This is a genomic window from Paenibacillus alvei DSM 29 (assembly GCF_000293805.1).
Classification (GTDB): Bacteria; Bacillota; Bacilli; order Paenibacillales; family Paenibacillaceae; genus Paenibacillus_B; species Paenibacillus_B alvei.
On the sequence record NZ_AMBZ01000001.1, the window covers coordinates 976571 to 991885 of the forward strand.

The window sequence follows — 15315 nt, forward strand, 5'->3', positions numbered from 1 at the left end:
GACCGTTGACAAGCCTTTTTTCAAAAAATTTTATTACCACATTTAGGTATGATTTTTGCTGGGTTTTGCAGCTTATTTCTAAGAGCAAAAGGGAAGCTGGTCACCCTTTTACTGTTCCCATTTTTTTAAAGTAAATATGACAAAAACAAGGTAGCTGTTCCGAAATATACAGTCAGTGAAAAGATATCATTCAATGTTGTAATAAGCGGCCCTGACGCCACAGCTGGATCCAACTTCAGTCGGTACAACAAGATAGGAATGACGGTTCCCGCCATTGTACCGATAATGACCGTCAGAAATAATGAGCAGCCCACAACAAGTCCAAGCGATAAGCTTCCCTGCCATATCCCCGCTACTAGCGCAACAGCCGAACCACAGACGGTTCCAATAATAAGACCAACAAACAGCTCACGCCACAACAGCCTCGTAACTGTCCCCTTATCTAAATGCTCGGAGGCAAGTCCCCGAATTACGACCGCCAGCGATTGAGTTCCCGTATTCCCTGTCATCCCCGCAATCATCGGCATAAAGAAAGTCAATGCGACAACCTTCTGCAGTGTCCCTTCAAACCAACTAATAATGCTTCCTGACACAAGACCCAGAAACAGTAGCATGATAAGCCAGGGAAGCCGACGCCTGGCCGCAGTGAGTGGATTCGTGCGGAAATCGATCGTCTTATCGGTCGCGGACAACTTATTAATATCTTCATGCGCTTCTTCACGCAAAACATCAATGACGTCATCAACGGTTACAATCCCGAGCAACTTATCATCCGGATCTACAACAGGCATCGACAAGAAGTCATATTGCTCGAAAAGTCTCGCCACTTCTTCCTGATCCGTATCCACGGTGACAGAGATAACCTTCTCATTCATAAGCGATTGAATCGTGTCTGTCTCAGGCGCCAGTACCAGCTCGCGATAGGTCAGCGTGCCGACAAGCTGTTTTTGCTCATTAACCACATATAGATAGTGGACGTTCTTTGTCATCTCCGAGAACGCTTTTACCTTTTCGACCGCTTCACGCACTGTATAACGCTCATAGAACCAAACATAGCGGTTCGTCATCAAACCGCCGGCTGTTTCCGGCTCATAGGTCATCAGACGGCGTACAGTGTCGCTCTCCTCACGCTCCATAAGCGACAACAGGAATTCCTGCTCTTCTACACTTACCGCAGCCATCATGTCCGCCAAGTCGTCATTGTCCATCCGGTTCAATACATCTGCCGCACGCTGACGGCCGAGCATCTGGAACGCTTCCAATTGAAGCTCCGGAGTCAATTCACGAATCATCTCGGTTAGCTGGCCGACATCAAGTGCCTCAAGCAGCCGCGAGCGCTGTGACAAATCCACATGGCGATAGACAACCGCCAAGTCATACGGGTGCCAATAACGCAGCGCATATTTCACTTCATCAACAGATCCTTGCAAAATGCGTGCTGCTTCATCTATGATCTCATCAATATCATACGATGCTGAATCCTTCTCTTTTCCCGAATCAGGCTTCATATTTTTCTTTTCATCCCAAGCTTGTTTATTACGTTTGTTACCCATTCGTTTGTTTGCCATTACCTCACCCCCCACAACCTCAAGCCGTATATGGTGTTATTCGATCGGATGCACCTCATCCGCTATTAACTACAATAAACGCTCCGCTCATCGACCGAAACATGATTGGTTCATCTGCGCACTCCCATAGCCTTAATAGTGTATGAAAAAAAGCAAGGAATAAACGTGAATATTCACGTTTATTCCTTGCCTTTATACATATCAATTCAACGATTCAATTTAGGTATTATAAAACAAAAAATCCCTTACGGGATCTTGTCTGTACCATTATGGCGGAGAGAGAGGGATTCGAACCCTCGCGGCTGTTACACCCTAACGCTTTAGCAAAGCGCCCCCTTCGGCCTCTTGGGTACCTCTCCAGAAATGGCTCCCCGAACAGGACTCGAACCTGTGACAACTCGATTAACAGTCGAGTGCTCTACCAACTGAGCTATCAGGGAATGACATGTATTAATTTATCATGAATTCAGTAACCTGTCAACACATAATAAAAAATTATAGCATCTATATCTTAAATTAAGGATTTACACTCCGTACATTTGAATCAAACCAGCGAGATAAGGCTACGATTAAAGCGCCCATTCGCTCTTCCTCTGGAACTAACATACGTGTTATCCCCTCATCTGCTGCCGCTGCTGCTGTCACTTTGCCCACCATAGCCAGCAAGGTCCGCTCTTGAAACACTTGGCGGAGCTTATCAGCGATCCCCGCTTCCTTCGCATAGGCGAACAGGAAACGAATTTGAGGAGCACTCGTGATAGCAACTGCATCAATCCGACCCTCCAGCAGCTCCGAGGCGAACTGCTTCAACACCGCTTCATCCGGCGGAATATGACGGTAAGGCATCAATTCTATGGGTTGTGCGCCCGCATGATGTAGAAATTCATTAAGCAGAGGTGCAGGATCGCCATGAAGCTGCAGTGCAACGCATGAATCATGCCATTGCTCTACTCCATGTGCAGTCATCGCTCGTACCAACCCGACCGTAGATCCGTCATCGTCGCGCACGTCAGGCACGATCCCAAGCCGCTTCAGTGCATTAACGGTCTTATAACCGCGGGCAGCATGCTGAATTTGCCTCATTTTAGCTAGAAATGCCTCTTCCTTCTTGGCTTCACGCGCAGCCTCCAGCAGCTTATCAAGCCCCATGCCGGTCGTCCAGATTGCCCATTGTATTGGAGACTCCAGCAGCTTATCCACTTCAGCAGCTAAATGCTCAAACTGTTCGAATATCGTCCCCTGCGTCGGTCGAACGAGCGGCGTTCCTCCTTGCTTGACAACAAGCAAAGACATTTCCTCCGCTTTGCGTGGTCCTGTAAGTGCAATTACTTTTCCCTCACATTTCGGCACGGCAATACCTCCTCAGAATCTGAATCTGTATTATGAATCCACAAGTCATTCAACCTTCCGATCGCATTATAGGTCTATATACCTCGATTACCGCTTCTTCGCTTGTTCCGTGAGAGGCTGCAGCCTCAGCTTGCCATGACATCGACCACATACATACTTGCGAATATCAACCTTCCGCTTGCGCATATAAGCCTGTCCACACTGCACACATTCCAGTCGGTATCGATAAGGGGCTTGACGCCTGCGTTCAACATCCGGAAGCGATTTGCAAAATCTTGAGCCACCTACCGCTTGCAGCAGTTGGCGAAAGTCTGCATCCCGGTGCTTGTACCCTTTCCCTTCAATATGCAAATGATAGTGGCACAACTCATGCTTAATAATACGTTCTACCTCATCTGTGCCATTTTGCTCCAGCTGCTTTGGATTAATCTCAATATCGTGCGTACGCAGCAAGTAACGGCCTCCTGTTGATTTCAAGCGCGAATTGTAACGCGCCTTATGCCGAAAGGGTTTCCCAAAATCACGAAGCGATATGAGTTCAACCCATGCTTGCAGCTTCTCATCTGTCATCTCCATTCTCCCTTTCAGCTTGCCGATCATCTGTATCGTTCCTAAGCTAGCTAAAATCTATAATTTGCTTCGGGGTATGCCTACATTGTATCGAGAATGGAGGTGCTCCACAACAAGAAGACCGAAGCATGACATCCTAGGTGCAAATTGCGGACCTGCACCAAACGTGGCCTTCGCCCATAAGATAGCGTTACAACGACGAATCTCTCGTCCCGGTCGAAGGAGGGATACTCATGCCGCAATGGTTATGCAACCAGTTAATGCGCGCCTTCAATAAGAAGGATCGCCGTCAAATTAAACTGTTGAATGAGTGTTGGTTTTTTTACCGTTCGAAGCCGCGTACGCATATGTAGATGGCTCCGTTCTTTACGTAACTTGCCGAAACAGAAAGCCAAGCCCTAAACCTACCATCGCCTATATGCAAAAACCCCCGATCGAGTACAAAACGACGTCTGCTTGCAAAAGCTGATACTGTCCTATTTCTCTCATCGGGGGCTAATCATCATGTTGTTACCAATATATACTTCATTGCAATGCTGTGATGTCTGTCTGTTTATTGCTGCGGCCCCTTCATCGTAAGACCGACACGGCCCTTCTTCGTGTCCACTTGAAGTACCCATACTGTAACGTTGTCGCCAACAGACACAACATCCAGCGGATGCTTTACATAGCGGTCGCTAAGCTGTGAAATATGTACAAGCCCATCATTTTTGATGCCGATATCGACGAACGCGCCAAAATCAATGACATTGCGAACCGTTCCCTTCAACTCCATCCCCGGCTTCAAATCCTCGATTTGCAGCACGTCTGTGCGGAATATAGGAGGCGCCAGCTCCTCGCGCGGATCGCGTCCTGGCCGCAATAAGCTGTCAATAATATCTTTCAAGGTAGGGATACCAACCTCCAGCTTCTCCGCCAGTTCTTCTACATTCGCCCCACTTAGCGCTTGAGAAAGCGCAGGCGTGCCAATGTCTTCTGCTCGGAGCCCGGTAAGCGCGAACAGACGATCGACTACACCATACGACTCGGGGTGAATCGGCGTCCTATCAAGCGGAAGATCGCCATCCGGAATACGTAGAAATCCTACACATTGCTCAAATGCCTTCGGCCCCAAGCGCGGCACTTTCTGCAACTGCTTGCGAACCGTGAACTTCCCGTTCTCTTCCCGATACTTCACAATATTCTTAGCCAGTGTCGCATTAATGCCAGATACATAAGACAGCAGGGACGGTGAAGCTGTATTTACATCGACACCGACATGGTTAACCGCCGATTCCACGACTGCCCCCAAGCTTTCTTCAAGCCGCTTAGGCGCTACATCATGTTGATATTGGCCTACACCAATCGCTTTAGGCTCAATCTTAACGAGTTCTGCAAGCGGATCCTGCATGCGGCGAGCAATGGAGACAGCGCTTCGCTCCGCAACATCCAGCGCCGGGAATTCTTCCTGAGCCAGCTTAGAGGCTGAGTACACACTCGCACCAGCTTCATTGACGATAACATATTGTATCCCCGCTCCTCCGCCTGGACGAGACTTCATCCAATTCGCGACAAATTGCTCGGTTTCACGAGACGCGGTTCCGTTTCCAATCACGACTAGCTCTACCCCGTATTTGTCTGCAAGTCGGCTGAATATCTGTTCAGCTTCGGCTGTCTTGTGGTGAGGGGCAGTTGGATAAGTCACAGCCACCTCCAGTAGCTTGCCGGTATCATCCACGACACACAGCTTGCATCCTGTCCGGAAGGCGGGATCAACACCCAAAACAGTCTTTCCCTTCACTGGAGGCTGCAGCAGCAGGCTTCGCAAGTTCTGTGCAAACACTTGAATTGCTTGCTCCTCCGCTTTATCAGTCAACTCATTACGAACATCACGCTCAATTGACGGTGCAATAAGACGCTTATATGCATCCTCAATTGTCGTCTTCAACAACGAGGTCACGACAGAGTCCCGCTGTATGACTTTCCGCTCCATAAAAGCCAATACCTGCTCCACAGGCACATCTAATGACACTTTCAATATATCTTCGCGCTCACCGCGATTAATGGCCAATATCCGATGTGAAGGCAGCTTCCGAACCGGCTCTGTATAGTCATAGTACATCTCGTATACCGATTCCTGATCCTTATCCTTCGCTTCCGTACGAACCACGCCTTGGTCAAATGTGAATTTGCGCACCCAAACTCTTACATTGGGTTCATCACCAATCATTTCCGCAATGATATCAAGTGCGCCTTGAACTGCATCCTCCGGTGTCGGAACACCGGCTTCTTCATTCACATAAGCTGCTGCTTCAGCTAACGCACTGCCCTGCTTCGGAAATGTCATAATCCAGCTCGCTAGTGGCTCCAATCCTCGTTCCTTCGCTACACTCGCCCGCGTCTTCCGCTTCTGGCGGTATGGACGGTATAAGTCTTCGACCTCTTGCAGCTTAGAAGCACTGACAACCGCTTGCTGTAGGTCAGCCGATAGCTTGCCCTGCTCTGCAATAAGCCGCAGCACCTCACGCTTGCGATCCTCCAGCCCACGGACATATCCAAGCCGCTCTTCGAGCGAGCGAAGCTGATTTTCATCCAGTTCACCTGTCATTTCCTTACGGTAGCGGGCGATGAACGGAATCGTATTGCCTTCATCAAGCAAACTAATCGTAGCGTCTACCTGTTTCGGGCTAAGCGCTAATTCTTGAACCAATTGCTTGCGCAGCCGCTTCGGCTGTTCCGCAGCCATCTGTTCAAGCAAGGGTTCCAATGCAGTAATATCGATAACGGTATCTTGTCCTGTCATTCGTTACATCCTCTCTGCAATCTGAATCTGCCCTTAATCTCTTGCAAGACACATCCAGATATATATGTATCGCCGGAATGGAACTCGTCCTACATTCCTGTTCTCGAGTGTGTTTGTTCATTCTGCTTCTTCTATTGTCGCAAAAATGAGCCCTATTTTCCAGAGCAAAGCTTGCATCGGCCAATTCCCCCGTTCCGCTGCACAAGTTCACTTTTCACCATATCCTCCAGTTAGAATATCTTCTTATTAGGATATCTTCCAAGCAAAGCAAAAAAGAACGAGGTAATCCCCGTCCTTCACTCATTCCGACTATAGATGTTAGAAATCAATCAAGCCTACACTAATCTGCAACCCTTCATCAACCTTGCGCATCGTTTCCTCATCTAAGTGCGTTATCTTATCTGTCAAACGCTGCTTATCGATCGTACGAATCTGTTCCAGCAATATGACCGAATCACGATCAAAGCCGTGGGTTTCCGCATCAATCTCGACATGGGTCGGCAATTTCGCCTTCTGGATCTGGGCTGTAATCGCCGCAACGATCACCGTTGGACTAAATCGGTTGCCAATATCGTTCTGTATGACGAGGACAGGTCGAACTCCTCCCTGTTCCGATCCAACGACGGGCGATAAATCCGCAAAAAAACGTCGCCGCGCTTCACAATCAATGTTTACACCCCGCTAACCAAACGGCCGAGAGTGCCATCCGCATCTTCTTCCGCATAAAAAGCCTCCGATGCCATTGTGAGATTGATTTTAGCCATTTCCATATAACCGCGCTGCATCGATTCACGAATGTGCCGCTTCTTGCGTTCGTTTAAATATAATTTCATCGCTTGTCGGATGAACTCGCTCCGATTGGATTTCTCCATAGCGACGATGCCGTCCACTTCTTGTAATAATTGGTCGGGCAAGCTGATCATGATCCGTTTGGTGTTCTGAATATTAGCCACCTGTCCTCGCACCCCCAAAACCTTTCCTGCCTAGTTACCATTATGTCGATTCCGTAGAAAATTTATACAAAAGAATATATATGCCCAATGCAGACGAAGTATGTTGCAGCCTGCAACATGTTCATCTCTATAATCATCCACAGAGAGCCTCTCCATTTCATTCGCCCTTGATACACCAAAATCCTTCAAGTTCCGCAAAAAGTTTCGCGGTAAATGGTTCCATATGCCGAATCATTGGATATACAGCTCTGCAATCGGCTGTATCTATCCGATAAGGAGCGGATTCGACACCTTCACAACCTGACCATTTTCAATATATACGCGCGGTACACGATGTGCAATCATGCATGTCACCTCATAGTGTATCGTGCCAAACCATTCCGCTACCTCATCTGCTGATATACAGCCTTCACCCTGACGGCCAATAAGCACAACTTCCTCGCCGGCTTCAATTGTAGATGCCTCTTGACCTAAAGACAGCAAGGACAGCATGCATTGATCCATGCAAATATTGCCCACAACAGGAACTCGCTGCCCACGAATCAGCATCAAGGCTTTGCGCTGCAGCAAGCGTGAATAACCATCCGCGTAGCCGACTGGCATCGTTGCAATCCATTCCCCTTGCTTCGTCCAGTAATTCACTCCATAGCTGATTCCCTCTTTCTCAGGGACTTCTTTGCAGTGGCTGACAGCACTTTTCAAGCTAAGCACCGGCTCCAGTGCAATATACTTCTGATTCACCTCAGCGGATGGGTACAGACCGTACATACTAATACCTACACGCACCATATTGTCGCCCCAATTCGGCATATCAATGGTGGCTGCACTGTTGCTAGAATGAATGATCGGAACTGGAATTTCGTGTTCCTTCAATAAATTAATAACCAAGGCAAAACGATCGCGCTGTACTTGCGCATACGACTTATCTGCCTCATCCGCTGTCGCGAAGTGAGTAAATACCCCTTCTACCTCGACACCATGAATCGCTCTCAGCCGATTTATCACTTGGACAACATCCTCTGGATTGCGAATGCCTAAGCGACCCATGCCGGAGTCGACCTTGACGTGAACCTTCAATTTACGGTCATCATATTTCACCGACCATGTTGCTGCATGCTGCTCCAGCATTTGGATACATTCTTCGGAGAATATATTCAAGCTTATACCATACCTGAATGCCGCTTCGATTGCTTCGGGCGGCGTATATCCAAGTATCAATATCGGCGTATGGATGCCTGCCTTGCGCAGTTGAATCGCTTCCTCCATAAATGCCACATTCAAATAATCAACACCAAATTGTTCTGCGGCACGAGAAACTTCTACCGCACCATGTCCATATGCATTTGCCTTCACACATACGCTAAGCTTTGTAGAAGCAGGTACTGTGCTGCGGAATGCTTGCAAGTTCCGGCGCAATGCGTCTAATGAAATTTCTGCGCGCGTCGGGCGAAAATACGTCTCCAAGTCAACCACCCTCACCGTCTCTCGTTTCTCCCGTTCAATCGTCAATATCCTATGTTACTTGCCGTTCGGAAGACTGTCAACCAATGCAGACGGCGATTACCACCCTTTTCTAAGGAAATAAACACTTGTCTAGTCAGAATCATCCGATTCCTCTGCTGCAATGGCCGATACGCATGAACGCGGCCCCTATTCCATCAATTAGAATACGGACCGCGCACCTCAATACATTCGCCTATTTTCCTGGCTGGTCAACCATGGATTGTGCTATTTTTACCATTTCAGATGCCGGGAGATCGCTGCTTACGATGCGGTATTTGACGCCGTCATACATCCATGTGAGAGCCTTTTGCTCCTCGCCTGACAGCTGTCCAACCGTAAAGCCAAGGTTGAGACCTTCGCCAATTGGCATACCGGTTTCCATATCCTTCGGACGGGATTCCATAATCGTGAAGTTGTAAGTTCCTGAATATCGAATGGCAACAGCGTGCTCCTTACTGTCCGGAATTGCAGGTTCATCCTTCTTTGTTACCCCTTCCGGTAAATAAGATGGCTCAATAATACCGAACGGACCAAGCTCAGCCTCATCATTGCTGCGATCACTCGCTCCTGCATCAGAACCTGTCGTTTCCGAACCTGTTCCATCTGTCGTCCCAGATGAAGGCTCATCTCCAGGCTGTTGAGGCTGCTGTTTAGAATCATCCACTTTCGCAGTCGTTTCCTTTGTATTTCCATCCGGAATCTTTGTTGCGTCTACAGTCGTGTCTGGAAGCGAGGAATTTTTCATACTCGTCATATTGCGCTGCATATCAAAGGAATCCTGATCGAACTTCTTGCTGAAGTCGAATTGATTGAATTTCATTTCCACGACAACCTTGGCTTCCGAATCCGTCACCTGTACTTGCTTCGGTGCATAACTGTCCTTGCTCAGCCATATTTTCTGGCGAACAAGAGAATCCGTCTGGTAATTGGCGGCCACTTCGAATACATAGTTATCTCCATCTGCAGTAAATTGACGCGCGTTATCGGACAGGATGCTGCGTACTAACGTTTGATACAGATATACCTGGCCTTGATTTTCCGGCCAATCGCTTTGGAAGCGGAAAATTTTATTCAAGCTTGGTGTCAAAACGAAGACGCCCTCTTTGTTGCGGAGTACAATTTGCGTAATATCCTTCTTTTCATTTTTCAGCTCGATCCGGTAGTACGACGGGTTTTGATACCATACCTCAACCCGGTATTCAAGCGGCTGCTGCCCTGAGTGCAGCGTCATCGTGCCGATGCCTGCATAGCTTTCCAATTTGCTCATTACCTTGTCCAGATCTTGAACCACCGCAGACGCATCCTTTTTGCCGCAACCAGCTACTAGGATCGCTACGCTCATCACGATGGCCAATACCCATGTGATCCGACGCATGAGATCATCCCCTCTGACATCAATATTCTTCGATTCGGTGTACTCCTCATCACTGATAACATGTCTATGTGGGAACTTGACCGATTATGCAGACTAGCATGACAAGCGTGACAAGTTATCTACATGAAATTTCCGTTTGCGGTTCAAGGAATACAGAATCAGGCGTCGAATATCATGAAGGAGGATAAAGAGAAGAAAATCATGCAGGATCAATTGAAGATTCAGGGAGAAGGGATTGCCATACGTTCTTGGACAAAAGTCATCTTATTTATTGCTGCTACCGCTTGCTTGACCCGGTTTATACCGTTCTCAAGCTTCTTTCGCAATGTAGATACGTTAATTCATGAGCTGTCTCATGCACTCGTTACGCTTGTACTCTCTGGTAAAGTGATGTACATTCATTTATTCAGCAATCAAAGCGGTGTTACCTATTCCGCATATACGTCAACATTGAAGGCGATTCCGATATCGCTCGCCGGCTACATCGGCGCTTCGTTATTTGCTGTACTGCTGTTCTATTTGCATGCTCGTAAGCAGGAGGCCGCGGGGCTTATCGCAATTGCATCCTTAGCGCTAATCAGCCTAATTCTGTTCGTTCGCAATGGGTATGGCATGATGTGGTGCGCAGGCTTCGTTGCACTGACAGGCCTCATCTGGCAGTTCGCTCCCCCATGGCTTAGAAGCGGCTACTATTTGCTAATCGCGTTCATCTGTCTCGTGGAATCGGTCATCAGCTCCGTATATCTGGTCTTCTTGTCCATAAGAATGCCGAATGGGGCAGGAGATGCCGCCAATCTCAGCCATGTCACCTACATTCCAGCCATTGTGTGGGCACTGCTGTTTGCCGCTATATCGTTATGGTGTGCCAGATGGTCCATGAGCATCTTATTCCGCGGCACACGAAAAGGAAGCATGTAATCTATTTCAATCAGAAAGGAGCTTCCAAGCATGAGTAGAACTCGATGCAGGAAAGCTCCTTTCTTTCATTAAATTGCTGCCTGACCGTTCTGTTTACATATAATATTTTGGATCTTTCTTGAAATTAGCTGAACGAACAGCACGGTGGTTCCCCGCCGCGTCCACATTGCCACATACAACAATAGAAAATCGCAGCTGCTTGCATCCTCTCATTAATAGAAGACACGATTCACCGCGATTTTGATACGATTGCATATGTTGCATTTCTAATAAGCTCACCCTCCTAGGAGCAGGCCGCAAGCTTGGATAATGCCATCATTACTGCGCCATGCGCAGCATCCTTCTTCGGTGTAATGCAATCCATATTCGGATAACGTTCTTTTAGTATGTTTACGAAAGCATCTCGCACATTGCTGTTCTTCAGCAGCACGCTTCCTGCCATGGCGACCGTCCCTGACTGTAGAGACAGCTTCTCTACCACCGGGATAACAAGCTCACAGAGAGAGCTTGCCGCCTTACGAGCAATCTCTAGAGCTGCAGAATCGCCTAGCTCACATGCCTGCGATAGTATCGGAGCAAGAGCTGCAATATCCTTCTTATTTGTCTGCTTGTCGTATACGAATCGAATTAATTGCTGCATCGATTCAATCCCCAACTGCTCCATTACCCTATCTGTAATCGGCGTTGCAGGTATGCGCCCGTCGTACGCCCGTACAACGATGGATAACAAGTCACGTCCGATGCTGTAGCCGCTGCCCTCATCATCAATGAGATGGCCATAGCCGCCAGCGCGATGAGACTGACCCGCTTCATTTCTCCCATAGCAAATAGATCCCGTGCCTGCAATGAGAATGATGCCATATTCACGGTTATGGGCGCCGTACAATGCCGTCTCTTGGTCGCCGGTAATGATGAGTCCGCCTTCATATCCGCAATCGCGGACAATGGCTTCGAGCCGAGTTACGACTGTCGGATTGCTGACTCCGGCTGCTCCGATGCACACCTGCGCACAGTTCCCAAGCCCGCCGCATACGCTTGCGATCGTCTCGAATATTTCTTGCAGACTTGCACGTACACTCGCTTCATCCTGACCATTAATATTAATAGCTCCAGATGTAAAGGCATGCACCGCCGTTCCTCGATCATCCGCAATCATTACTGCTGTCTTCGTACCGCCGCCGTCTAAGCCTGCTACGTATGTCAACGTACTCTCACATCCTTCATCTTCCTTGTAAAAACTGTTCTCTATTTATATAAATGATACTGCTGCTTCAGCATCGTAAATTCCCGACTTTCCTCACGGAATTGCTCGAGCATCGCTGGTACATCCAAAGATTCCTCTCGATACAGCTTGTCTCCGCAGAGCAAATCGATGAAAGGCCTGGAATTCTCCTTCACTGGCGGCAAAAAGGCAAACTGCTCATAGTTGTTCTTAATCGTGAACATTAGTTTAACGCCAGCTTCAAATGACTGAACCGCGCGATTGTCGAGCACATGAATTTGCACCCCGCCGCACTGCTCGCCTTCGAACTTCGAAAAGGACGGCTTGAAATAAACAGGCCGGAAAATAACGCCCGGCAGCTTCTGGCGGTTCATTTCATCTGCCAGCTTTTCTGCCTCAATGAACGGCGCCCCGATGATTTCAAATGGCGCTGTTGTACCTCGGCCTTCCGATATGTTCGTCCCCTCAAATACACATGTACCTGGATAGAGAAGTGCTGAATCATAGCGCGGCAGCCCTAAAGATGGCATAACCCATGTTCTTCCTGTATTCGGGAACTGCATCGACCGCTCCCAGCCATCACAGCGAACGACATGCAGTTTGGCGTTCCAGTTCATCTGCTCGTTCGCCATCAGGGCAACCTCGCCTGCAGTCAAGCCATAACGAACGCACAATGGATAATTACCAACAAACGACTGAAAGCCCGCCTTCAGAATATTTCCTTCTACTGTATTACCGTCAAGCGGATTGATTCGATCCAATACGACGAACTCTTTGCCTGCCTTCGCGCAGTCTTCCAACGCATAGAGCATCGTGTATATGAACGTATAATAGCGTACGCCAACATCCTGTATATCGTAGACGACCAAGTCGACTTCGTCCAGCATCTCCTGACTGAGACGCTTGGAATCTTTGCGATATAAGCTATATACAGGCACGCCTGTAAATGGATCTGTATAGGTCTCAACCTGTGCCCCTGCCGCTAGATCACCGCGAACCCCATGCTCTGGCGAGAACATCGCCACTAGGTTGAAGTTGTCATGTAAAATTTGAATTGTGGATTCAAATTGATTGTTCAATCCTGTTGGGGAGGTAATAAGGCCGACGCGTTTGCCTTTGAATATTTCAGAATATTCTCCAATACAATCAATACCGTTGCGGATCATAGGTGCCTCCTTATATGTGCGATTACTAGTCAATTTACAATTCCGATTTCCGTATGCACATCGTTTCTGCTGGAACCATAAACGTCTCCGCATATTGCTTCCGAGCCTCAATACCGCGTACCCGCGCCAAATGCTTGTAGTATTCCAGATACGGGAATGATTTGCTGCCTGTCACGAACCAATGCAGGGAAACTGCCTTGATCCACAGATCATAAGCCTCCTGCGAGAAATCGACGTATACATATGGCTTATAATCAACCGCATCTTCCCAATTTTCTGCATAATAGAGTGTAGAAGCGAAGAATGCGGGAAGTTCCCGCTCGAACGATGCCAGCCCAGCGAAGAAGCGCGCATCATTCACGATGCGATGGGTCGTCATATGATCCTTGTGCATGCTGTTTTTAAAATGCGTAATAATGATGTTCGGACACATCTGACGAATAACGTCGCAAACTCTCAGACGCATTTCTTCATTGTCCTTCAGCTCGCCATCTGGAATATCGAATACTATCGCTTCACCGCCCAGCATTTCCGCGAACGCCTTCGCCTCATTCACCTTCTGCTCGCGATATTCCGCCATATTCTGTCCGGCCGGAACCCCTCGTTCCCCTGCTGTCAAAGCCAAGGTTACAATGCGGTCGCCCTTGAGTGCGTGGCTTGCCAATACACCACCCGCCGTCAACTCCATATCTCCCACATGACCACCAATTGCTAAAATCGTTCGTTGCTGCTCGCTCATACCTACAACTCCCTTCTCATGATTGAAAATTGTTTGACGGTCTGGAATCCCGCCTTCTCGTAAATGCGAAGCGCGGGGTTGGTGCTTCCTGTGAATAACGACATGTATTCCGTCCCAATGCTGCGGAATGCTTCACAAAGCTTGAAGAATAAAATGGTGCCAAGTCCATGTCCTTTATGATGGGGACTCACGCCAATGCCAGCAAAATATCCCCGACCGCTCTTCTGGCGAATGACTGGACCTGCGAAGCCAACTGCTTGGCCTTGATGCGCTGCAATCACTACGGGAACACCATCCGCAGTTGCTTGCCCAATCTCCTTGCGCCACAGCGGGTTGTTCAGCTCATTCAGCATGGCTGCGATCCCATTATGACGTACCCGATCATACAAACCGACGGTATAACCATCTGCCACTGCCGCTTGCTCCTTAGTAACGATTTGCTCAGGGATTTCGAACTCAGCCAAAGGCAGATACATCGCTTGTTGAACAGCTCGTTCCATGTAGCCTTGCCGCAGCAGAAATTGATGGAATTCACTGCCGATGGGTACTCCCGGCGCATTGTTATGCTCATGATGCAGCGTATTTGGAATATACCAAGGCAGCTTCATCGGGTTGAAGAACAGGATATCTGCCTGCTTCTTCCCAAGCTCACGAAAACGATGCTCTACCGCGTCCAGCAGTTGCTTGTAATGATCGTCTGAACTGCATTTGCGGGACAATACAACGCATGTGATATATCCGGCTGTATCGCCAAGCGGCAAGTCATCCCCAGTACAACCGCAGGCAAAGCCTTGCATACTGCCTTCATCATCAAGTAGAACGAATGTGTTCGCGGAATCGAAGTAAGGGTTAGAACGAAAGATGTCCTGGAAACTCACTACAGTAAGCTCTTTATATCCATCGCGAACTGCCTCTTCATTCCATAATGCAATAACGTCTTCCCTATATTTGTTATCCCATGTGACAAGCATGATCGCAGGACCTCCATTTAAACATTAAACCTTCATCGCAGCGATGAAGGTTCAGGAATAGATTGCAGGAGACTATAATCCAGTTCAAAAAGGTCGGTTTTCAGCACCGAGAAGATTGTCAGGAACTCGAAGCTAATGCTTCCGAAGTGAGTTTTGCTAAGAAAAACTTGTAAGGAGCAGCGCAGTGTAGGCGAGACT

At 48.2% G+C, this 15315-nt stretch carries 13 protein-coding genes, 2 tRNA genes and 1 pseudogene; 2 read left to right on the forward strand and 14 right to left on the reverse strand.

Features of this window, described 5'->3' with window-relative positions; all coding sequences use genetic code 11:
- Nucleotides 1-125 precede the first annotated feature (125 nt).
- The 5 genes from mgtE to PAV_RS04575 form a co-directional block, all read right to left on the reverse strand.
- Complete coding sequence (mgtE, locus tag PAV_RS04555) at nt 126-1508, reverse strand: magnesium transporter (protein WP_051135077.1); 1383 nt, start codon at nt 1506-1508, stop codon at nt 126-128.
- Between the two features lie 330 nt (nt 1509-1838).
- A tRNA-Ser gene (locus tag PAV_RS04560) sits at nt 1839-1927 on the reverse strand.
- A gap of 5 nt (nt 1928-1932) precedes the next feature.
- Nucleotides 1933-2008 (reverse strand) — tRNA-Asn (locus PAV_RS04565).
- A gap of 76 nt (nt 2009-2084) precedes the next feature.
- Nucleotides 2085-2918 (reverse strand): uroporphyrinogen-III synthase, encoded by an 834-nt coding sequence (locus tag PAV_RS04570; RefSeq protein ID WP_005543915.1) that lies wholly within the window; start codon nt 2916-2918, stop codon nt 2085-2087.
- Between the two features lie 87 nt (nt 2919-3005).
- Nucleotides 3006-3488, reverse strand: a complete 483-nt coding sequence (locus PAV_RS04575) for a SprT family protein (protein ID WP_040735450.1) — start codon at nt 3486-3488, stop codon at nt 3006-3008.
- Between the two features lie 233 nt (nt 3489-3721).
- On the opposite strand from PAV_RS04575, the gene cmpA reads away from it, so the two are divergent.
- Nucleotides 3722-3841: a cortex morphogenetic protein CmpA gene (gene cmpA / locus PAV_RS34170; protein ID WP_085981353.1), complete on the forward strand. Its 120-nt coding sequence runs from the start codon at nt 3722-3724 to the stop codon at nt 3839-3841.
- Nucleotides 3842-4041: 200 nt separating this feature from the next.
- Here the strand turns inward: cmpA and PAV_RS04580 are convergent, their stop codons facing one another.
- From PAV_RS04580 to PAV_RS04600, 5 genes and pseudogenes are all read right to left on the reverse strand, one after another.
- Nucleotides 4042-6270: a Tex family protein gene (locus PAV_RS04580; RefSeq protein ID WP_005543922.1), complete on the reverse strand. Its 2229-nt coding sequence runs from the start codon at nt 6268-6270 to the stop codon at nt 4042-4044.
- A 318-nt stretch (nt 6271-6588) separates the two neighbouring features.
- Nucleotides 6589-6938, reverse strand: a pseudogene (locus tag PAV_RS04585) (type II toxin-antitoxin system PemK/MazF family toxin).
- Nucleotides 6939-6941: 3 nt separating this feature from the next.
- Nucleotides 6942-7223 (reverse strand): CopG family ribbon-helix-helix protein, encoded by a 282-nt coding sequence (locus PAV_RS04590; protein ID WP_019422582.1) that lies wholly within the window; start codon nt 7221-7223, stop codon nt 6942-6944.
- Between the two features lie 264 nt (nt 7224-7487).
- Entirely contained in the window at nt 7488-8687 is a 1200-nt protein-coding gene (alr, locus tag PAV_RS04595; RefSeq protein ID WP_005543927.1) for an alanine racemase, read from the reverse strand.
- A gap of 232 nt (nt 8688-8919) precedes the next feature.
- On the reverse strand, nt 8920-10101 hold the full coding sequence (locus PAV_RS04600; RefSeq protein WP_005543928.1) for an outer membrane lipoprotein-sorting protein: 1182 nt from the start codon (nt 10099-10101) through the stop codon (nt 8920-8922).
- Between the two features lie 174 nt (nt 10102-10275).
- Between PAV_RS04600 and PAV_RS04605 the strand changes: the two genes are divergently transcribed.
- Nucleotides 10276-11019: a M50 family metallopeptidase gene (locus PAV_RS04605; RefSeq protein ID WP_005543929.1), complete on the forward strand. Its 744-nt coding sequence runs from the start codon at nt 10276-10278 to the stop codon at nt 11017-11019.
- Nucleotides 11020-11302: 283 nt separating this feature from the next.
- Here the strand turns inward: PAV_RS04605 and PAV_RS04610 are convergent, their stop codons facing one another.
- From PAV_RS04610 to PAV_RS04625, 4 genes are read right to left on the reverse strand one after another with little or no spacing between them, the layout of a single operon-like run.
- On the reverse strand, nt 11303-12223 hold the full coding sequence (locus PAV_RS04610) for an N-acetylglucosamine kinase (protein ID WP_005543930.1): 921 nt from the start codon (nt 12221-12223) through the stop codon (nt 11303-11305).
- 41 nt (nt 12224-12264) lie between these two features.
- Complete coding sequence (locus PAV_RS04615) at nt 12265-13407, reverse strand: exo-beta-N-acetylmuramidase NamZ family protein (protein ID WP_005543931.1); 1143 nt, start codon at nt 13405-13407, stop codon at nt 12265-12267.
- A gap of 34 nt (nt 13408-13441) precedes the next feature.
- The gene (locus PAV_RS04620; RefSeq protein WP_005543932.1) at nt 13442-14146 is read right to left on the reverse strand and encodes a PIG-L deacetylase family protein; all 705 of its coding nucleotides are present in this window, start codon (nt 14144-14146) and stop codon (nt 13442-13444) included.
- A gap of 2 nt (nt 14147-14148) precedes the next feature.
- Nucleotides 14149-15117, reverse strand: a complete 969-nt coding sequence (locus tag PAV_RS04625; RefSeq protein WP_005543933.1) for a GNAT family N-acetyltransferase — start codon at nt 15115-15117, stop codon at nt 14149-14151.
- Nucleotides 15118-15315: the final 198 nt, after the last annotated feature.